This is a genomic window from Marinobacter sp. (assembly GCF_052091845.1).
Lineage (GTDB): Bacteria > Pseudomonadota > Gammaproteobacteria > Pseudomonadales > Oleiphilaceae > Marinobacter.
The window spans coordinates 17,081-38,504 of the sequence record NZ_JBQDCO010000017.1 but is presented as its reverse complement, the minus strand read 5'-3'; the positions used below and the strand labels follow the sequence as shown (position 1 = coordinate 38,504).

Genomic DNA, 21,424 nt, shown 5'->3' with positions numbered 1-21,424 from the left:
AGCCATTATGGATTCAACCAAGTTTTATATTAACGGGGAGTGGGTAACGCCTGCGGGAACCCAAAAGCTAGAGGTTATTAACCCTTCTGATGAAAAAGGGTTCTGCAACATAACACTAGGCTCTCAAGCCGATACGGATAATGCTGTTAGCGCCGCAAAAAAAGCTTTGCCAGCCTGGTCGGCCACCACTAAAGAGCAGCGTTTGGAACTGCTGGAGCGCCTGTTCGAGACCTACAAGGCGCGTGCAGACGAGATGGCACAAACCATAAGCCAGGAAATGGGCGCGCCCATTGATCTGGCTAAATCGGCACAAGTGGGAGCCGGTGCCGCAAACCTGAAGAACACAATTCGTGCTCTGAAATCCTTCACCTTTGAGCACCCGCTGGGCGACCATGCGCCAGACAATATCATTCTGCATGAGCCTATGGGCGTCTGTGCACTGATCACCCCGTGGAACTGGCCGATGAACCAGATCATGCTGAAGGTGCCTGCCGCTTTGGCAGCCGGGTGCACGGTGGTACTCAAACCCTCGGAAATTTCGCCCCTATCGGCCATGCTGTTGGCGGAGATGATTGACAGCGCTGGCTTCCCGGAGGGCGTGTTCAACCTGGTGAACGGCGATGGAGCCGGTGTTGGCTCGCAGCTCTCCAGCCATCCGGATATTGATCTTGTAAGTTTCACCGGCTCTACCCGTGCCGGCAAGGCCATCACCATCGCCGCAGCGGATACCGTGAAGCGGGTCGGCCTGGAGCTGGGCGGCAAAGGCGCCAACATTATTTTTGCAGATGCTGATGAGAAAGCCGTGACCCGTGGCGTGCGCCACTGTTTCGCTAACTCCGGCCAATCCTGCAACGCGCCCACCCGCATGCTGGTGGAAAAATCCATATACGCACAGGCGGTGGAAACGGCTGCACTGATCGCCAGCAAAACCGAGGTGGGCCCTGCCGAAAATGAAGGCCGTCACATTGGCCCTGTCGTCTCAGAGCAGCAATTCCAGAAGGTTCAGGGGCTGATCAAACAGGGTATAGAAGAAGGCGCTACGCTGATGGCCGGTGGTGAAGGACGACCAGACGGGGTTGAAAATGGTTATTTTGTGAAACCGACAGTTTTTTCGGATGTAACGCCCGGCATGACAATCTGGAGCGAAGAAATTTTCGGTCCCGTACTGGCCATCACCCCTTTTGAAACAGAAGAGGAAGCTGTTGAACTTGCCAACGATACTCTTTATGGCCTGACCAACTACATTCAGACCGCCGATAAAGACAGAGCTCGCAGGCTTGCGAGACAGGTCAAATCCGGCATGGTGGAAGTTAACGGCAAATCCGGATCGGCGGGTTTTCCGTTTGGCGGCTTCAAGCAATCGGGTAATGGCAGCCGGGAAGGCGGTGTCTGGGGCCTGGAGGAATTTCTGGAGGTCAAATCGGTCAGCGACTGGTAAAGAAGGTCAGAAGACCGACCGAAGCGACTGACGCCGTCGCTTCGGTCGGTTTTCATTTGTGCCGGTTGCCGAAGTGCATCGCCCCTCAGGCTGTAGCATCCGAGTGATTCACCACACTCATCGCCAGCACCGCCGATTCGTTAACGGGTTTGCTCAGGTAGAACCCCTGCAAAGCACTGCAGGACGTCTCATTAAGGACCTCCTGCGCATCACGGGTTTCGATGCCTTCGGCAACTGTCTCAAAGCCCATAGACTGCAGCATGTGGATCAGGGCCGCAGTCTTTTCACGCTTATCCGGATTGTTTTCTATCTCCTCCAGTAGTTTGGCATCAAGTTTCACCTTCGATACGTAACCGATTTCAGTCAGGTAGCTGAAATTTGAGTAGCCTGCACCAAAGTCATCAATGGCCAGCCTGATGGACTTCGAATCCAGGTAAGACAGCGACTTGTCCAATTCAGGCGTTCGATCCAGAAGAGCATCCTCAGTTACTTCCAGAGTTAACCATTCCATGTTTTCGTAGTTTTCCAGAACGCTGTGCAATTTAGATTCTGGGTCATGAAGTTTTGGCAGATTTTCGGGATGGATATTGATCGATATCTGCAGATTCGCCATCTGCTCATCCTGTTGCACCCACTTGGCCCGCTGCTCTATTGTCTGCAGCATTACCCAACGATCGAGGCTTTCCTGAAGGTGGGCGATTTCCGCTGCCCTCAGAATGGGTCTTGGCTTCAAAAAACCAAGCTCCGGATGGTCCCAGCGAATAAGCGCTTCAACGCCTAACAACTCGCCCCCATTTCCATTTCGGAAATACGGTTGAAAAACGAGGTGAAGGCCATTCTCGATGCCATTTTGCAAGGTCGTTCTTAACTCATACTCTATGCGTAACTGCTCCAGTAGTTCGTCGCTGCTTTTGGGATCGACCAGACTGAACTTGGCGCGCCCCGTTTGCTTGGCGCGATACATCGCGATATCCGCATTGCGAAGCAATAAATCTTCCCGTTCACCATCTTCCGGATAGATTGCAATGCCGATACTCGACGATATAAACAACCGCTCCCCGGCAATCTCGATGGGACTCTTCAGGCTTTCAAGAATGCGTTTGGCAAATTTCTGTGCAAACTCGACTTCCTCCAACTCCTCCATGATCACCACGAATTCGTCGCCACTGATTCTAGCAAAGAAATCGAACTCCCGAATCAGCGATTCCAGTGTTTTCGAGAAATATTTCAGGATGGCGTCGCCTACAGCATGCCCCAGGGAATCATTAATACGCTTGAACTTGTCGATATCAAGAAATAGCAGCCCAAACCGGCTGCCGGAACGCTCGTGCCGGCTCACCACGTCCTGCAAATGAACATTCAGATGCGCCCGATTCGGAAGCCCGGTAAGCTCATCGTACATCGCCAGCCTGTGAAGTTTCTCTTCACGCACTTTGAGCTCGGCAATATCATTACACACGAAGACCCAGCGAACAGAACGATCCAACTCGTCATACAAACGATTAATGGAGACGTACAGAGGCTCAACTACATCACCATGAACGAATTCAAGCTCTCCCCGCCACTTGCCCGTTCGCTCAGCAACACGCCAAATTGCCTCCAGAGTGATCTCAGGTGAGATTGGATGGAAGATGCGCTCCAACTCAAACTCCTCGTTCTCCGTGGTGACAGAGAGCGAGGCAGAAAACGCCCGGTTCAGAAAAACCAGTTTTCTGTCGTCATCAAATACGGCAATTTTCTCATGAGTGTTGTTGAAGACCGCCTCGGCAAGCGCCATCTGTTTCTGCCGGTGGACCAGATCCGAGACATCGCTCTGAATACCGATATAGTGCGTCAACTTTCCCTTGCTCATAACCGGCGCCAGACTCAACCGGTTCCAGAACGGCGTACCGTCTTTTTTATAGTTCAGTACGAGTTCACGACAACTGGTCTGTGCCTGAATGGAGCGCCTGATGCTCCCGACGGCACGAGGGTCGGTGTCAGGGCCCTGCAGAAACCGGCAATTGAGCCCCCTGGCTTCCTGCGAGGCGTAACCGCTCATTTCGGTGAAAGCACGGTTAACGTAAAGGACAGGCATGTCATCGGTCTGGGCATCTGCAATAATAATCCCCTGTTCAGCAGCTTCCATTGCACGCGCCTGCAGTGAGTTATCGCGCAACGCCTGCTCCAGTGAATCGTAGGTTTTCAGAAGCTCGGTGTTGTCCCAAAACAGCAAAATAACGCCATTGAGCTGGCCTTCGTCATTGCGATAGCTGTTCACAGAAAGCTGGTAGTAACGCTCCTCCCCCTTGATCTGGATAAATTCCGGCTTTTGGCTTTCGAACGCCCGACCGATGAGCAGGCGCAGGTTTGGGAGGTCAAGCTTCGTAGACAACTGCTCTACCGGTTTTCCAACGCTCTCATCGTCAAACGCAAAAATGTCAGTGGCGGCGGGGTTGTAATGCGCAATTTGCAAGTTTTTATCCAGCGCCAAAAGCGGGTGCGGCAAGCTTCGCTGAAGGTTTTTCAGATCATAATTCAGGTCGGCGATCTCGTTGACTTTAAACTGAACTTCCTCGTTAACTGTGGTGAGTTCCTCGTTGGTCGATTGCAGCTCCTCGTTTGACGTCTCCAACTCTTCATTGGTTGACTGAAGCTCTTCATTAGCAGACTGCAGCTCTTCGTTGACTGCCTGCAGCTCTTCGTTTGAGGTCTCCAGCTCCTCAATGACAGTTTGCAGGTGCTCCCGCATACCGGTTACTTCCAGCTGAAGCTGCTCTACCCGACCTTCCGATTCCTCGCCGCCGCCTGCGACAGCCTCCTCTTTTAACTCAGCAACATCGTACCGAACCAGATAAAGAGCGTCTTTGTCACTGTTTTCTGCCAGAGGCACCACTTCGAAATAAATCAGGTGCTCATTATGTGCAATTGGCCGCGATTTCTGGACGGCTTTGCTCTTTCGAGCTTTGAACAAGAGGCTTTTGAGTTCCACCTGCAGATTTTTATGAACTATGTTCTGAATATTGAGGCTGGCTTTACCCTTACTGATTTGCGTGATTTCGTTCAAATCGCCGTAAATGAATTTGATGTCCATGATTTCATCAATCACGAACGCCTTATCCATCACATGTCGGGAAATCGCGCGAAACACCCTGTCATCCAGCGTTTCGGTATTACCGGTGTTTTTGGGCGGCACCGCAGATTCCCGGGCTTTAAACGAGTGGTTACTTGGTTTGTAACGCCGATAGACTTCTGTGCCGACAGCGTTTTGACGAACAAATACCCGGCTATCCGTCGACGAGGCTTCAAACAACTCGTTCCCGGGCAGTGATTCGGATTTCCCGAGAAATAAAAGTCCGCCAGGTCGCAGCGCGTAATGAAAGGTAGCCTGCACCTGCTTTTGTAAATCCGGCTTCATATAAATAAGAACATTGCGGCAACTGATCAGATCAACATGCAGGAAAGCCGGATCACCGACCAGATTCTGCCTGGCAAACACGACCATTTCCCGAAGATGTTTTTTAACCTGGCAGCCATCGTTCGTTGGCGTAAAATATTTGCTAATCCTTTCCTTGGAAAGGTCTTTCACCGATACCGACTCGTACCGCCCCCGGCGGGCAAGGGTGAGCGCCTGCATGTCGATATCAGTCGCAAAAATCTGGATATTGTAATCAAATATGGCGCCGCCGAGCGTTTCGTGCAGCAATATGGCAATGGAGTATGCCTCTTCACCGGTGGCGCAGCCTGCCACCCAGATTCGGATCTCATCGCCCTTTGATTTGTTATCGACGATGGACTGGAGGGTTTGTGCAAGCTCTTCAAAGGCTTCGCCATCGCGGAAGAAGGCTGTTACCGATATAAGCATATCCTGATAAAGTTGCTGCAATTCCTCCGGGTTCTGCTGTACAAAGCTCTCATATTCAAACCAACTCGACGTATCCGTGGCTACCATTCGCCTTTGAACACGACGGTGCAGGGTGTTGTCCTTGTACTCGGAAAAATCAACGCCGGACTGCTTCGAAAGCAGATCAAGGATACGGCCGAGAGTCTGCCGTTGGGGCGCTTGTGGTGCTGTATACTCGAGCGGTTCTTTTCGCTCTGCCAGCCGCAGCAGATGCTTCGCTATATCTTTAACGGGTAGCACTCTGTCTACACACGCAGTTTCAATTGCCGAGAGGGGCATGCCATCGTATTTGGCTTCGGAAGGAACCTGGGCCAGAGTGAAGCCCTCGTGGGCTTTGATCACCCTGCAGCCCTGCGAACCATCGCTGCCCGTTCCGGAAAGCACGACACCTGCTGAGCGCCCCTCATAGGCTTCCGCAAGTGATACGAACAGCTCGTTCGCGGAGGGTTTGGGAACACCATGCTGGGCCGTGGCTTCTAACCGAATCAACCCATTCAGCACACCGGCGTTATGACCCGGCGGAATAACATAGGCATGGCCCACTTTAATGGTGGTGTTATTCCTGGCGCTCTCAACCGGTATCTTACTCTCCCGGGAGAGTAACGTGGTTAGCATACTCTCATGATCAGGTGACAAATGCTGGGCAATAATAAGAGACAGGGGGGCAGAGGGGTCCAGGTGACGAAGCAAATGCGTTAGCGCCTCAAGCCCTCCCGCAGAAGCCGCAACACCAACCATGAGGGGGCGAGCATGGGTACTGGCAGTCATAGCAGGTTCCGTTAATGGATTCGTTTATTGCCTTGGCGGGCGGTGGTAGTGTCCGGGCACACTCTTACAATACGCCGACCGCTAATGAATCAATGGGTTGGGGCGATTCTGCTACAAAAAGCTACTCTCGTCTAATTAACTTCAGGAAGTATTCGGCTTTCATCAAAGCAAAAAAAACCGAAGGCAAGCCCTCAGTTTTTGTTGTGACTGTGGCCTGACAGCCTAGCGCACCGGTGTGTTTAGCGCCTCAAGAACGTCTTCCAGCTCAACAATCATCTGCCGGATAAGCTGTTTGTATTGCGTGGTGTCGTCTTTCACTTCATGGCTGCTGAGTTTTTGCTTGGCACCACCAATGGTGTAACCCTGCTCGTACAGCAAACTGCGTATTTGTCGAATAGTAATCACATCGGCACGCTGGTAATAACGACGATTACCCCGGCGCTTTACCGGCGACAGCTGCGGGAACTCCTGCTCCCAATAACGCAAAACGTGCGCTTTAACGGCACACAGCTCTGCGACCTCACCTATTGTGAAGTAGCGTTTCCCTGGTATCGCAGGGAGTTCGTTGTTATGACTGGGTTCCAACATACGCTTCTACTTTTTGCTTCAGTTTCTGTCCCGGGCGAAACGTAACAACGCGTCTTGCGCTTATCGGAATCTCTTCGCCAGTTTTTGGGTTTCGCCCCGGACGCTGCTTTTTATCTCGCAGATCAAAATTGCCGAAACCCGATAATTTTACCTGTTCATTGTGGCTGAGTGCGCCTCTGATTTCATCGAAGAAAGCTTCCACCATTTCCTTGGCTTCGCGTTTGTTCAGGCCCAATTCCTCATACAAGCGCTCTGCCATTTCCGCTTTCGTCAAAGCCGCCATCTCTCAACTCCTTAGTGTTGCCTCCAGCTCATCCCTCAGTGCGTCAATGACACCGGTGAAGAGCGAATGCACTTCGTCTTCATTCAACGTACGCTCAGGATGCTGCCAGAACAGGCTGAGTGCCAGGCTTCGATTGCCCTCACCCAGACTTTCACCTTCATAGACATCAAACGCACGCAACGCAGTCAGGCGCTCCCCGGCGTGTTTTCGAGTTACACGCTCTACGTCGGCAAACGCGACACCGTCACCAATAATAATAGCCAGATCCCGGCGAACTTCCGGGAATTTTGAAATATCTTTGAAATTAGGCACATATCCGGTAACGATCGAATTCAAGGATAGCTCAAACATCAGGATCGTGCCATTAAGTTCAAGATTTTTCTGTACTTGCGGGTGCAGCGTGCCCAACCACCCCACATGTTCACCATCTCGCATGAGCTCGGCTGTCTGGCCGGGGTGCAGCGCAGGGTGCCTGCTGCCGAGAAACCCGATCTCAACGCCCAGCAAACTGAAGAGCCCTTCCAGCTCCCCTTTTACGTCAAAGAAATCTGCAGTTCTGCGACCATTCACCCAGTTTTCAGGGGTTTGTGGCCCAACAACGACGCCTGCGAGCATAGGTTGTTGATCGATATGCTGATCTTCCTGCAAAAAACGCAGGCCTGTTTCGAATAAGCGGATGCGTGGTTGTTGCCGGTTCTGGTTGTGGGCAACGGTCTTCAGCAGGCCGCTCCAAAGACTGGTTCGCATAACAGACAAGTCTGCGGAAATAGGATTCGCCAAGGCGATCCCTTCACGCTCCGGATCTACTTGTGCCTGTATTTTCGGATCCACAAAACTGTAAGTAATCGCTTCCTGGTAGCCCCGGGACACAAAATAGTTCTGTATAGCCGACAACGGCCGTGTGGCTTCCTCATTTAATCTGAGCCCCAGGGAACCTGTTGGCTCGGTAACCGGCAAGTTGTTGTAACCATAGATGCGCCCTACCTCTTCAATCAGATCTTCTTCGATCGAGATATCGGGGCGAAAACTAGGTACAAGGATTCGCCAGCCATCTTTAAGCAGCTTATCAACACGCAAACCGAGCCGGGTCAGGATTTCCTCAACCGTGGTGCGGTCGATTTCCAAGCCCAACACATCCGCGAGACGCTTTGAGCGCAGGTCTATAGAGCACTCTTTTGGCAAGTGTTCGGCACTGGCAACCTCAACGATTTCACCAGGTTCGCCGCCTACAATGTCCATCAGTAGTTTTGTAGCGCGTTCCATGGCTACCCGGGCAAGCTTGTAATCCACACCACGCTCAAAGCGGTGGGACGCATCGGTATGAAGCCCGTAGTGGCGAGCCTTGCCCGCAAGAGAGATGGGTTCAAAATAGGCAGACTCGAGTACCAGATCACGGGTTTTCACACTCACACCTGAATGCTCGCCCCCCATAATACCCGCGATGGCGATGGGCTTTTCGTGATCGGCAATCACTAGCGTTTTGTCTGTCAGTTCAACTTCCTGGCCATCCAGTAGCACCAATGTCTCTGCCGGTTTGGCCATGCGCACGATAATGCCGGTGCTGATCTCATCGCGATCAAAGGCATGCATGGGCTGGCCCTGTTCCAACATTACGTAGTTAGTGACATCCACTGCAGCATCAATCGACCGAACACCGGAGCGGCGAAGTTTTTCTTGCATCCACAGAGGCGTTTCAGCCTGCAAATTCACGTTGCGCAGTATGCGCCCAAGATAACGGGGGCAACCCTCAGGTGCATCCACACGGATTTCAGGTACTTCTGAGTGCACGGCCTCAACAGGATCAATTTGCGGCACATTTGGCACCATACTGTTCAGAACACCCACTTCGCGGGCGATACCTTTAATAGACAGGCAATCGCTCCGGTTGGGAGTCAGATCTACATCAATAGCAACATCATTCAGCTTCAAATAGTCGGTCAGCGCGGAACCAACCGGCGCTTCAGCAGGCAGTTCCATCAGGCCTTCGTGGCTGTCTGATAAACCCAGCTCGGATTCAGAACACAGCATACCTTCAGACGGCTGGCCTCGTAGCTTGGCCGCACGAATTTTGAAATCGCCTGGAAGCACTGCACCCACCACAGCAAAAGGCACCTTGAGACCTTCACGAACATTGGGCGCACCACACACAACCTGGACAATCTGACTGCCATCATTAACCTGACATACTCTCAGCTTGTCGGCATCCGGGTGGGCTTCAACGGACTGAACCTCGCCAACCACGACTCCCTGAAACTTGCCAGCCACCGGCTCGAAGCCATCAACCTCCAGCCCGGCCATTGTAATTTGATCCATTAATTCCTGAGAATTGATGTTCGGGTTAACCCACTCGCGCAGCCACTGCTCACTGAATTTCATGGTTATTGCCTTGTCCTGATGCGGTTTCGACTGTTGATTCGGATGCCGTGAAACGTCGTGTTAACGAAACTGGCGTAAAAAGCGCAGGTCGTTCTCGAAAAACATACGCAGATCGTTTACGCCATATCGGAGCATGGCCAAGCGTTCGGCGCCCATGCCGAATGCAAAGCCGCGATACTCTTCGGCATCAATACCGCAGTATCCAAACACCTTTGGGTGAACCATGCCGCACCCCATAATTTCCAGCCACTTGATACTGCCATCGGCCTCACGCCCCCACTCGATATCCACCTCGGCCGAGGGTTCGGTAAACGGGAAATAAGATGGGCGGAAACGTACTTGAAGGTCGCGTTCAAAAAACACCCGAAGGAACTCTTCAACCGTGCTTTTCAAATCCGCAAAGCTCACATTCTTCTCAACCAGTAACCCCTCAATCTGGTGAAACATAGGGGTATGGGTCATGTCAGAATCACAGCGATACACGCGCCCTGGACAAATCATACGAAATGGCGGCTTTGCGGCTTCCATGGTGCGAATCTGAACGGGCGAGGTATGAGTGCGCAGCAACGTGCCCGGATTAAAATAGAACGTATCGTGCATAGCCCGGGCTGGGTGATGACCCGGAATATTAAGTGCTTCAAAGTTGTGGTAATCGTCCTCAATTTCCGGCCCTTGCTCTACGGTATAACCCGCGCGGGAAAAGAACTCTTCAATGCGTTGCAGCGTACGGGTAACCGGGTGCAAGCCGCCAAGATCCTGACCACGGCCTGGTAAGCTTACATCAATGGACTCACTGGCGAGTTTTTGCTCAATGGCAATGCGCTCCAGGTCGTTCCGTTTGGCATTAATTGCCTGCTCAACCTGTCCTTTTGCCTCATTAATCTTCTGGCCGGCGGCAGGGCGCTCTTCTGCAGAGAGTTTACCCAGGGTTTTTGCCTGCTGGGTAATAGCGCCTTTCTTGCCCAGGTATTCCACACGAATTTGATCAAGCGCCTGCAAGCTGTCGGCTTTTTCGACTGCCGTTAAACCGTCCTGAACCAGTTGCTCCAGGTTTTCCATTGATCCTGCTCCAAACCAGAAGTGGGGATTTCAAAAAATGAAATCTTTAAACAAAAATAGGGGAAGAGCGTGCCCTTCCCCTATTAAACGGCGCCGATTGTACTGACTAATCAGACTTGGACACCGAATCGATTCGTAATCGATGAAAGAGCTAAGCGATCAAAGAGATGCTTTTGCTTTCTCAACCACAGCGGCAAAAGCCTGCTGCTCGTTCATGGCCAGATCGGCCAGAACCTTACGATCGATTTCAACGTTTGCCTTCTTCAGGCCAGCGATCAAACGGCTGTAAGACAGGCCGTTAACCCGGGCGCCTGCGTTGATACGGGCAATCCACAGTGCGCGGAATGAACGTTTGCGATTACGACGGTCGCGATACGCATACTGACCGGCTTTGATAACCGCTTGTTTAGCAACGCGGAATACACGGCTACGAGCTCCGTAGTAACCTTTGGCCTGCTTTAAAACCTTCTTATGACGACGACGTGCAACCACGCCACGCTTAACACGAGCCATACTTTAATCCTTCTACCTTGAAACCGTTGTTAGTGGATGCTGCCTTACTTGCGCAGCATGCGCTTTACGGAAGCCACATCAGATTTGACAACCAATGAAGTACCGCGCAGCTGACGCTTACGCTTAGGGCTCTTCTTGGTCAGGATATGGCTGGTGAAGGCGGACTTGTGCTTGAAGCCGGTAGCCGTTTTTTTGAACCGCTTGGCCGCTCCGCTTTTGGTTTTCATCTTGGACATTTTCTAAAACTCCGCATTCGTTTTTAGTAACATCAATGTGAACCTGAACGACAAAACCCCCGCTTATGGCAGGGGCATCACTGAATCAAATTCACTTCTTTTTGCGGGGAGCCACGATCATGGTCATTTGCCGGCCTTCCATTTTCGGCCGCATTTCAACCTGAGCCAGCGCGTCAATATCTGCTTCAATGCGTTCCATGAGCTTCATACCAATTTCCTGGTGTGCCATCTCACGGCCACGGAAGCGGATAGTGATTTTGCCGCGGTCCCCGCCTTCAAGGAAACGTACCAGGTTGCGTAGTTTTACCTGATAATCCCCTTCTTCAGTTCCTGGTCGGAACTTAAGCTCTTTAACTTGCGTTTGTTTCTGCTTCTTCTTGGCAGCGGCCTTCGCTTTTTTCTCGTCGAAGATCTTTTTGCCATAGTCCATTATTTTACAGACGATCGGATCGGAATCTGTAACCTGTACCAGATCCAGGGTCGCCTCTTCAGCCATTTTGAGGGCGTCTGCGATCGGAACTACACCTACCTGAGTGCCTTCGGCATCGATCAGGCGGACTTCAGTTGCATCAATATTCTCATTGATCGGCGCCTTAGGAGTACGCCCACCCCGATTCGTTCGCTGTTTAATAGTTAATTCTCCGTCTTGATTCTGCCTTTACGCTCAACATCTTCTTTCAGAAGTTGTTCGAACGCTTCAAGCGATAGAGTTCCCAAATCTTCACCTTTGCGGGTTCTCACCGCAACGGCGTTGTTCTCGACTTCTTTATCGCCGACCACAACAAGAAAGGGAACTTTGTTAATTGTATGCTCGCGGATTTTAAAGCCGATCTTCTCGTTTCTCAAGTCAGCATTTACCCTAAAGCCCAAAGAATCCCACTTTTTCGCCAGATTTTGACAATAATCACGCTGATTATCAGTAATGTTGAGGATAGCCACCTGAGTTGGCGCCAACCATGTGGGGAATGCGCCCTCGTATTCTTCAATCAGGATACCGATAAACCGCTCGAAAGACCCGAGTACGGCACGATGCAACATCACCGGCGTTTTACGCTCGGAATTATCTGCAACATACTGGGCCCCCAGACGACCTGGCATAGAGAAGTCTACCTGGATAGTGCCACATTGCCATACACGTCCGATACAGTCCTTGAGAGAAAACTCGATTTTCGGACCATAAAACGCACCCTCGCCTGGTAACAGCTCCCAATCAACCCCTTCGCGGTTCAAGGCCTGCTCCAAAGCCGCTTCGGCTTTATCCCAAACCTCGTCCGAGCCTACACGCTTTTCCGGGCGGGTAGAAAGCTTGTACAGAATCTGGTCAAAACCAAAATCCTTATACACTTCGTGGAGAAGCTCGATAAACTTTGAAACTTCTGGCTGAACGGCATCTTCTTCACAGAAGATATGCGCATCATCCTGGGTAAACCCGCGCACCCGCATCAGGCCGTGCAAGGCGCCAGATGCTTCATTTCGGTGGCAAGAACCAAACTCTGCAAGCCGCAAAGGGAGATCCTTGTAACTTTTCAGCCCCTGATTAAACACCTGAATATGGCACGGACAGTTCATTGGCTTGATGGCAAAGTCGTGCTTTTCGGATTCTGTGGTGAACATGTCGTCGTGGAACTTATCCCAGTGACCGGACTTTTCCCACAAACTGCGTGAAACCACCTGAGGCGTCTTGATTTCTTTGTAATCATGACGGTGCAAGATTCCACGCATGTACTGCTCTATTTCCTGATACAGCGACCAGCCATCGGGGTGCCAGAACACCATGCCCGGCGATTCTTCCTGCATGTGGAAGAGGTCCAGTTTTTTGCCGATTTTGCGGTGATCACGCTTCTCAGCTTCTTCCAGGCGATGCAAGTAAGCTTTTAGTTCTTTTTTATTACCCCAGGCCGTGCCGTATACGCGCTGCAACTGTTCATTGCTGGTATCGCCACGCCAAAATGCACCAGATACTTTGGTTAGCCTGAAGGCCTTGAGCTTACCGGTACTGGGTACGTGGGGACCCCGGCAAAGATCGATGAAGTCGCCCTGACGGTAGAACGAAAGATCTTCGTCACCGGGAATATCTTCAATGATCCGAACCTTGTATTCCTCGCCCATCTCATCGAACAACTTGACCGCCTCGCTACGGGAGAGAACCGAGCGAGAGACCGGAATATCCTGCTTGGCGAGTGCTTCCATGCGTTTTTCAATTCGGCCCAGGTCTTCATTGGTAAATGGGCGGTCGAATTTGAAGTCATAATAAAAGCCGTTATCGATAACCGGCCCGATGGTCACCTGGGCCTCCGGAAACAGCTCTTTAACGGCCATTGCGAGCAAGTGAGCCGTAGAGTGGCGGATAACATCAACACCGTCTTCATCACGTTCAGTGATAATGGCAAGCTCTGTATCCTGTTCGATCCGATGGCTTGTATCCACAAGCTTGCCGTTTACTTTTCCGGCAAGTGCGGCTTTAGCAAGACCAGCACCAATATCGGCAGCTACATCGTGAACGGTTACGGATTCGGCAAAACTGCGGTGACTGCCATCCGGCAGGGTTATGACGGGCATGAAAGGCTCCTGTTGATTGCTCAGCGGTGATCTATACCAGAGATCACATGGTAACGGCGTTCCGCGACACAAACCGCGGGCCGATTCGGAGCGCAGTTTAACAGAAAAAACCCCGGCGGGTTAATGCCGGGGCTTACACAAAGACTTACGAATGTTAGCTGCGGAATCAGCGCGAGGGCACAAAGGCCGGCCGCTCTCCCTCATTGGCCCTGCGCCTCAACTGAGCGAAGGCCAGCAACCCAAGCAGAAGCAATGCGGGAATGAACATCAATTCCTTTGGCGGGCGCGAATTTTCAACCTGCACTGTGTCTATGGTCCAGCCAAAACTGAGCCCGGCCTTTTCCGCATCACTGCCAAAATTCACGAACTCAACGTTCATCACATCGCCAGCCTCTGACACCTCCAGGCCGGCTGCGGCCAGTCTTTTCTCTGGCGTATCACCCGCCGGCAATGGCAGCTTCAGGTATTTGGATACCTCCTCACCCGAAATCGACATGCCCTCAGCCTGAAGAATGATGGGCTGACCGGCAGCCACCTCGTCTACGTGCTGCAGTAGTTCCGAACCCGGGCGGTCAGTTGTGGGCGGGTAGATTTCATCCCACCAAAAGCCCGGACGGAACAGCGTGAACGTAATCAGTAACAGGCATATGGTTTCCCACCAGCGAGTCTTGGTAAACCAGAACCCCTGGGTTGCGGCAGAGAACACCAGCATGGCGGTGACTGCACTGAATACCGTCACCAACAAATCGAACCAGCCAGTAAGGCCGATCAACAATAACTGGGTATTGAAGATAAACATGAACGGCAAAATGGCCGTTCGAATATCATAGGTGAAGCCCTGCACGCCCGTTCGTATAGGGTCTGCCCCCGAAATCGCGGCGGCGGCATAGGCAGCTAACCCCACTGGCGGCGTGTCATCTGCAAGAATGCCGAAGTAGAACACGAACAGGTGCACCGCAATTAATGGCACCAGCAAGCCATTTTCTGCCCCTAAACTGACTATAACCGGCGCCATCAGGGTAGACACCACAATGTAGTTAGCCGTTGTAGGCAGCCCCATGCCCAGGATCAAGCTGATTACGGCAGTGAAGCCAAGCATTAGCAGCAAATTACCGCCAGAAATGAACTCCACAAACTGGGTCATCACCAGGCCGATACCGGTAAGGGTAACGGTACCCACTACTATGCCTGCAGTGGCGGTAGCCACACCAATGCCCACCATGTTGCGGGCACCGGTGACCAATGAGTAAGTCAGATCTACCCCGCCCTGCTTAAAATTATTCAGGTAACTTCCACGGCTTTTGAAAAATGCCTTCAAAGGTCGTTGGGTCATGATGATAAACACCATGAATACTGTGGCCCAGAAAGCCGACAACTGGGGCGAGAAACGCTCCACTGTCAGGCACCAGACAAGTACAACCACCGGCAACAGGAAGTAGAGCCCGGTTTTTACGGTTGGCCCAACCGGCGGCAGTTCGTTAATGATTGAGTCTGGCTCTTCTTCCTCTAAATCAGGGAAGCGCGACCCATAACCAACAAGCCCGACATACGCTGCCAATAACAACGGCGCAAGCACCCACATGGCGGCATCGCCAAATATCTCTTTCGTCCAACCCACACCGTAATAAACCGCAAAGGTAATCAGGCTTAAGCCCAGCAGCATCATCACCCACACAAGCATGCGCTGAGCCAGGGTAGGTTTGTTCAACCGCTCAACGCCCTTCATGTTCATCTTGCAGGCTTCAAGATGCACGATGTAAATAAGCGCCACATAGGAAATCATCGCCGGCAGAATGGCGTGTTTGATGACCTCCAGATAGGAAATACCTACGTATTCCACCATCAAAAACGCGGCAGCGCCCATAATGGGCGGCGTTAGCTGGCCGTTGGTAGAGGCTGCAACCTCCACTGCACCGGCTTTAGTGGCCGGAAAGCCAACCCGCTTCATCAACGGAATAGTAAACGTACCCGTGGTCACCACGTTGGCAATGGATGAGCCGGAAATAACGCCACTCAGACCACTGGCAACCACTGCCGCTTTGGCCGGGCCGCCACGCATGTGGCCAAGCATGGCGTACGCCACCTTAATGAAGTAGCTGCCAGCACCGGCGCGCTCAAGCAATGCGCCAAAAAGCACAAACAGGAAAACAAAACTGGTTGAAACACCCAACGCGACACCAAAAACACCCTCGGTGCCCAGCCACTGGTGCGACGCCAGCTTATTCAGGCTCGCCCCTTTATGGGAAATGACATCTGGCATATAAGGGCCAGCCAGCGAGTAGACAATGAAGACGGTCGCAACAATCGTAAGAGGTAACCCAAGCGCCCGGCGAGTGGCTTCCAGAAGCAACACCAGCCCAAACAGCGCAACGATAAGGTCCTGGGTATTAGGTGCGCCAGGGCGAGTGGCTAACTGATCATAAAAAAAGTATAAATAAGATGCGGAAAACGCGGCTGCCAACGCCAAAACCCAGTCATAAACGGGTACGCTATGGGTGTGCTTACCCCGAATCATGGGGAACGCTGCAAACGCCAGAAACGAGGCGAAAGCCAGGTGAATCGAGCGCGACTCTGTCGAGTTAAGCACGCCAAATTCAAAAATGTACGGTAATGGAGACGCTATCCAGAGCTGGAACAAAGACCAGAACAAAGGAACAATAAAAAGAATGATCGCAGCTGGCCCGGTTGCAGCCCTTCCACCGGATTCGGTCTGAAGAAACTCCTCAACCTTCTGCTTATCGATACGATCCCCGGTGCTCGGGTCGCTATTGGCCATAGCAGAGTCCTGTCAGAGGAAAACGGTTTATAAATTAAAGCTGCGGGCAGAGTTTGCCCACAGCTGCACTAATACCGGGAAACCGGATTAATCGATCAACCCGACTTCTTTGTAGTACTTGGCTGCACCGGGGTGCAATGGCGCACTCAGGGCATCAGACACCATTTCGTCCTTCTTCAGGTTAGCGAAGGCCGGGTGCAGGCGCTTGAAGCTGTCAAAGTTTTCAAACACTGCCTTGACTACTTCATAGACCACTTCGTTGGGTACGTCAGTAGATGATACAAACGTCGCTGCCACGCCAAAGGTGGTCACGTCGTTATCAGAACCACGGTACATGCCACCCGGGATAACGGCCTTGCGGTAGTACGAGTTATCGTCAATCAGCTTCTGCGACGACTTGTTATCGACGTTAACCAGCACGCTGTCACACGAGGTGGTTGCCTCTTTGATAGAGCCGGATGGATGGCCTACGGTGTAGAAGAAAGCATCAATGTTGCCATCGCACAGGGCCTGGGATTGCTCCGCAGCTTTAAGTTCGGCCGCCAGAGAAAACTTATCCATAGTCCAGCCCATTTCTTCCATCAACACTTCGGCTGTTGCACGCTGGCCAGAACCTGGGTTACCGACGGAAACGCGCTTTCCCTCCAGGTCTTTAAAATTCTTGATGCCGGAGCCTTTACTTGCGACAACGGTGAACGGCTCGGGGTGCAGCGAGAATACGGCACGTAAGTCTTTGTTCGGGCCGTCATCCTTGAACTGGCTTGAGCCATTATAGGCATGGTACTGCCAGTCTGATTGTGCAACAGCCAAGTCCAACTCGTTTTGGCGAATGGCGTTAAGGTTATAAACAGAACCGCCGGTGCTTTCAACGGAGCAGCGAATTCCGTGTTCTTTCCGATCCATATTGACCAACCGGCAAATAGCGCCACCAGCGGGATAATAAACGCCGGTTACGCCACCCGTGCCGATGGTTACAAAACGCTGCTCTTGCGCGGAAACGGCCGTTGAAGCCGCACCCAGGCTAAAAGCTGCTGCTACCGCGAATGCGGAAGCTTTAAGTTTAAGTGTCATGTGATTTTTCCTTATTTTGATCGTTGTCATCAACTGCCCGCCAGAACTCGCAAGCAAGCATCGCGCTCGTTACAGAACATAGACCGCTTCACGCTATAAATAAAGGACGGATTAGCACGCTAACCAGTTGAGCGGGCAACAAAAAGCCCGCAGTGCGGGCTTTTTATTTCAGCTGAAAGTTCTATTTCGCGGCGCGGGCCTTGGCAACCATTTGATCAGGCCGCAGCAGGAACCGGGCAAGCGCCGGCAAAAGCCAGATCGCGCCAATCATATTCCACAGGAACATGAAGAACAACAAGAAGCCCATATCGGCCTGAAACTTGATTGGCGAGAAAATCCACGTAACTACGCCAAGCCCAAGCGTAACACCGGTAAACATAACGGCCTTACCGGTAGAGCGCAGTGTCTCAAAATAGGCGTCCTGAAGTGTTTTCCCTTCTAACAGGTAATGCTCCAGCTTGCTGTAGATATAGATACCGTAATCGACACCGATACCCACACCCAGCGCAATTACCGGCAAAGTGGCCACCTTGATGCCAATACCCGATACCGCCATGATCGCCTCGCACAGAATAGAGGTTAGGCCCAACGGCACCACAATACACAGCACAGCCCTAATGGAGCGGAACGTTGCGAAGCACAGAAGGCTTACCACGCTGTAAACCAGGATAAGCATCATATCTTTGGCATTAGCGATTACTTCGTTGGTAGCCGCCTCTACACCGGCATTGCCTGCCGCCAGCAAGAACGTGTGTTCTTCGTTGCTGTTGGCCTTGGCAAACTCTTCAACCCGATCAACCACAGTTTCCAGTGTTTCCGCTTTATGATCTTCCAGAAACACTAAAACGGGGGTCAGGCTGCAATTGGTGTTAATCAGGCCGGAAGGAGCCTCACGAATGGAGGCATTGATAATGGTCTGGTTACGGGAAATCTCGTACCACTTCCAGTTACCCTCGTTCAGCGCCTTGGTCACGATTTTGGAAACATCGGCAAGCGAAGCAGAAGACTGAACGCCCGGGGTGTTTTGCAACTCCCACTGCAATGAATCCATAGCCCGTAAAACACTGTACTGGGTACATTGCTCTACAGGCGTTTCAACCATCACAACCAACACATCGGCACTGGTGGAGTAGTTATCGATAATATACGCGTTATCCAGGTTGTAGCGGGAGTCAGCACGAAGCTCAGGCGCTCCCTGATCAAGATCCCCTACCTTCAGATCCTGCTTATAGTAAAGACCAAGACCCAGACCAATCACGGCAATAAGCAATGAAATCGGGGCAATACCCGGGTGGGCGAAATATGACATCAACCGCCATTTTCGATCCTGCTTTTCGCCCTGGTTCTGTACGTGACGAACACCACCTTTGGAAATACCAAGGTAAGACATGATCAGCACATGCAGAACCAGGTTGGTGATAATAACGAAAGCAACGCCCAGACCAGCCGCTATAGCCAGGTCGCGAATAACGTCGATCTCGATAAAGAACAACGTAAGAAAGCCGAAGGCATCGGATATTAACGCCAGCATGCCCGGTATATAGAGTGCGCGAAATGCCAGACGAGCCGCGGTTACCGCATCAAAACCTTTGCCAGCTTCAACGGCCATAGCATTAACAATCTGAACACCATGGCTAATGCCAATGGCAAATACCAGAAACGGCACAAGAACCGAGTAAGGATCCAGGCCGTAGCCCAGAAGTCTCAGGGCACCTAGCTGCAGGAACACTGCGACAATAGATGTGAAAACCGGTACCAGCGTGCCGGTGATGCAGCGCGAATACCAAAACAGCAACAGCATTGTAAGTAAAATCGTGATGCCGGCGAACCAGGCAATCGACCCAATACCCTCTATCAGGTCACCCACTTTTTTAGCAAAACCCACAATGTGGATGTCAATGTTGGGGTTTTTCCCTTCGTACTTATCCCGAATTTTTTCTTCGAGCTGGCGAGAGAACGCCGCATAATCCAGTGGTTCACCGGTTTCCGGGTTCTTTTCGTACAGCGGAGCGTACACAATGGTGGACTTGAAGTTGTCCGAAACCAGTCGCCCTACTTCGTTAGAGCGAAGAATATTCTGGCGCAGTTGCTCCAGGCTTTCCGGCGAGCCATCATACCCATCGGGAATGACTGTGCCACCCTGAAAACCCTGCTCGGTTACTTCCACCCACCGAACGTTTGATGTCCACAAGGTTTTCAGGCCCGAGCGATCCACCCCATCCAGGTAAAAGGCTTCATCAGTAATCTGCTTTAGAGTTTCCATGTACTCTGCAGTAAAGATGTCACCGCTTTTGGCTTCCACGGCAATACGCACAAAGTTGCCGAGATTTTCTAAATCGTTCCGGTGGTCCAGCATGTTCACAACATAAGGATGCTCAAGCGGAATCATGCGCTCAAAGCTGGCATCCGGCTGGATTTTGATAGCGTTGTAGCCCAAAAACACCGTTAACAACAAAAAAGCGATAAGGATCAGCGCTCTGTTGTTAAAAATCAGGCGTTCCAGAAACGGCTCCGCCTTGGGTGTCGTCAGGTAGTGCTCACCCTTATTGTGGTTCGGGTTGGACATTCAAAAGCCCCTCTATTATTTTTCAGTTGTTGCCACATCAGGGCATTATTGAAGGTTTTTTCCGCGCGCGTCTGTAATTTTGGCGCCGCTTTCACCAACGATAAGAAGATGAGTATCTGAGATAGGTACCACGCTCATGATGCCAGCCCGGTCACTTCGGAAGTGCTCACGAAATGAATCTGCACCATTGCCGCTCATAAGCACTGCGCCACCGTTACCCACCAGCGTTATTCGGCCATCATCAGCCACCGCTCCGTCATTAAGCGTTGCACCGGCGCTATTGGGAACCGTGCGCCAGCTCTTTCCCAAATCGGTCGAGAACAGCATATTGCCACGCAACCCGAAGGCCAGAATTTCATTAACCTGGCCCGTACCAATCACCCCGAACAGAGACCCCGGGTAAGGGCTTTCGCGCCGCTTCCATGTGTCCCCGCCATTCACAGACACGTGGATTTGCCCTGCCTCGCCTACAATAACCAGTGCGCCACCGGTGATGCGGGCAATACTGTTTAAGTGGAAACTTTGGGCGTTCTCGATCTTCGGTGCCCAGTCTTTCCAGGTTTTACCTCCATCTTTTGTACGCAGCGCCATGCCGTAAGCACCCACCACAAAACCGTGGCTCTCATTCTCGAACCAAACACCTAATAATGGGTTTACCGGGCCGATATCCAGGTCTGCCTGCATGTTTTCCAGAGTAAAAACCAGATCATCCAGCGCCCATTCCAGGTCACCTTTCTCTGATTCTGGCGCCTCTTCAATCTGTTCTTCCATCGCCGCAATCTGATCTTCCTTACTGGCGATAGCCAACTTGCTTGCACCAATGCCTGTGAGCTGCAGGCTCCAGCTCTCGCCCGCATCCTCGGTGTGAAGGACAACTCCGCTGTGCCCAACAGCCCAACCGTGAGTGTCCGAACCGAAATCTACGGCTGTTAACGTCACCGAGACAGGAACCTCGCTCTGGGTCCAGGTTTGCCCTTCATCGTCGGAATAAATTATGTGCCCCCGCTCCCCGACAGCCACCACACGTTCACCTGCAAGCACTGCGTCGTTAAGGAGGTTATCGGGGGCCAGGTCGGTTTGCCGAGCCGGGGTTTCTATGATGTCTGCAAGCGCCCATGCCGCTGGCGCGAACCAAGCCATGGAAAGCCCGAGGCAGGCTGCCCCCAGAGTCTTGCACGTCAACCTTCTAGCCATTCAGATCGCCTATTGTGTTGTTTTAACTGTATATCTTGAACCGGCTGTGCCGGTAATAACGGGAAACACAGCGGCACCCATTGATGCCGATACGTGTTGATATCGATTTCAGTG

At 52.0% G+C, this 21,424-nt stretch carries 15 protein-coding genes; 2 read left to right on the top strand and 13 right to left on the bottom strand.

Annotation, left to right across the window (positions count from 1 at the left end; genetic code table 11):
• Positions 1–4 precede the first annotated feature (4 nt).
• Positions 5–1,438 (top strand): aldehyde dehydrogenase family protein, encoded by a 1,434-nt coding sequence (locus tag ACTHYN_RS07545; RefSeq protein WP_441811865.1) that lies wholly within the window; start codon positions 5–7, stop codon positions 1,436–1,438.
• 85 nt (positions 1,439–1,523) lie between these two features.
• Here the strand turns inward: ACTHYN_RS07545 and ACTHYN_RS07540 are convergent, their stop codons facing one another.
• The gene (locus ACTHYN_RS07540) at positions 1,524–6,089 is read right to left on the bottom strand and encodes a CheR family methyltransferase (protein ID WP_441811845.1); all 4,566 of its coding nucleotides are present in this window, start codon (positions 6,087–6,089) and stop codon (positions 1,524–1,526) included.
• 14 nt (positions 6,090–6,103) lie between these two features.
• On the opposite strand from ACTHYN_RS07540, the gene ACTHYN_RS07535 reads away from it, so the two are divergent.
• Entirely contained in the window at positions 6,104–6,307 is a 204-nt protein-coding gene (locus ACTHYN_RS07535) for a hypothetical protein (RefSeq protein WP_441811844.1), read from the top strand.
• Positions 6,308–6,311: 4 nt separating this feature from the next.
• Here the strand turns inward: ACTHYN_RS07535 and ACTHYN_RS07530 are convergent, their stop codons facing one another.
• The 12 genes from ACTHYN_RS07530 to ACTHYN_RS07475 all read right to left on the bottom strand — a co-directional run bounded on the left by ACTHYN_RS07530 (position 6,312) and on the right by ACTHYN_RS07475 (position 21,310).
• The gene (locus ACTHYN_RS07530) at positions 6,312–6,677 is read right to left on the bottom strand and encodes a MerR family transcriptional regulator (RefSeq protein ID WP_441811843.1); all 366 of its coding nucleotides are present in this window, start codon (positions 6,675–6,677) and stop codon (positions 6,312–6,314) included.
• Complete coding sequence (gene ihfA / locus ACTHYN_RS07525; protein WP_071264800.1) at positions 6,658–6,960, bottom strand: integration host factor subunit alpha; 303 nt, start codon at positions 6,958–6,960, stop codon at positions 6,658–6,660. The genes ACTHYN_RS07530 and ihfA overlap by 20 nt, the downstream gene beginning before the upstream one ends.
• Positions 6,961–6,963: 3 nt before the next feature.
• Positions 6,964–9,336 (bottom strand): phenylalanine--tRNA ligase subunit beta, encoded by a 2,373-nt coding sequence (pheT, locus tag ACTHYN_RS07520; RefSeq protein ID WP_441811842.1) that lies wholly within the window; start codon positions 9,334–9,336, stop codon positions 6,964–6,966.
• A gap of 60 nt (positions 9,337–9,396) precedes the next feature.
• Complete coding sequence (gene pheS, locus ACTHYN_RS07515; RefSeq protein ID WP_441811841.1) at positions 9,397–10,395, bottom strand: phenylalanine--tRNA ligase subunit alpha; 999 nt, start codon at positions 10,393–10,395, stop codon at positions 9,397–9,399.
• A 159-nt stretch (positions 10,396–10,554) separates the two neighbouring features.
• Positions 10,555–10,908, bottom strand: coding sequence for a 50S ribosomal protein L20 (gene rplT, locus ACTHYN_RS07510; RefSeq protein WP_441811840.1), 354 nt, complete (start codon positions 10,906–10,908; stop codon positions 10,555–10,557).
• Between the two features lie 44 nt (positions 10,909–10,952).
• A complete protein-coding gene (gene rpmI / locus ACTHYN_RS07505) occupies positions 10,953–11,144 on the bottom strand; it encodes a 50S ribosomal protein L35 (RefSeq protein ID WP_441811839.1) in 192 nt (63 codons plus the stop codon).
• A gap of 91 nt (positions 11,145–11,235) precedes the next feature.
• A complete protein-coding gene (infC, locus tag ACTHYN_RS07500) occupies positions 11,236–11,775 on the bottom strand; it encodes a translation initiation factor IF-3 (RefSeq protein WP_441811864.1) in 540 nt (179 codons plus the stop codon).
• A 2-nt stretch (positions 11,776–11,777) separates the two neighbouring features.
• On the bottom strand, positions 11,778–13,703 hold the full coding sequence (gene thrS / locus ACTHYN_RS07495; RefSeq protein WP_441811838.1) for a threonine--tRNA ligase: 1,926 nt from the start codon (positions 13,701–13,703) through the stop codon (positions 11,778–11,780).
• 166 nt (positions 13,704–13,869) lie between these two features.
• Positions 13,870–16,479, bottom strand: a complete 2,610-nt coding sequence (locus tag ACTHYN_RS07490; RefSeq protein ID WP_441811837.1) for a TRAP transporter permease — start codon at positions 16,477–16,479, stop codon at positions 13,870–13,872.
• 87 nt (positions 16,480–16,566) lie between these two features.
• The gene (locus tag ACTHYN_RS07485; RefSeq protein WP_441811836.1) at positions 16,567–17,550 is read right to left on the bottom strand and encodes a TAXI family TRAP transporter solute-binding subunit; all 984 of its coding nucleotides are present in this window, start codon (positions 17,548–17,550) and stop codon (positions 16,567–16,569) included.
• 181 nt (positions 17,551–17,731) lie between these two features.
• A complete protein-coding gene (locus ACTHYN_RS07480) occupies positions 17,732–20,116 on the bottom strand; it encodes an efflux RND transporter permease subunit (RefSeq protein WP_441811835.1) in 2,385 nt (794 codons plus the stop codon).
• A gap of 45 nt (positions 20,117–20,161) precedes the next feature.
• The gene (locus ACTHYN_RS07475) at positions 20,162–21,310 is read right to left on the bottom strand and encodes a WD40/YVTN/BNR-like repeat-containing protein (RefSeq protein WP_441811834.1); all 1,149 of its coding nucleotides are present in this window, start codon (positions 21,308–21,310) and stop codon (positions 20,162–20,164) included.
• Positions 21,311–21,424: the final 114 nt, after the last annotated feature.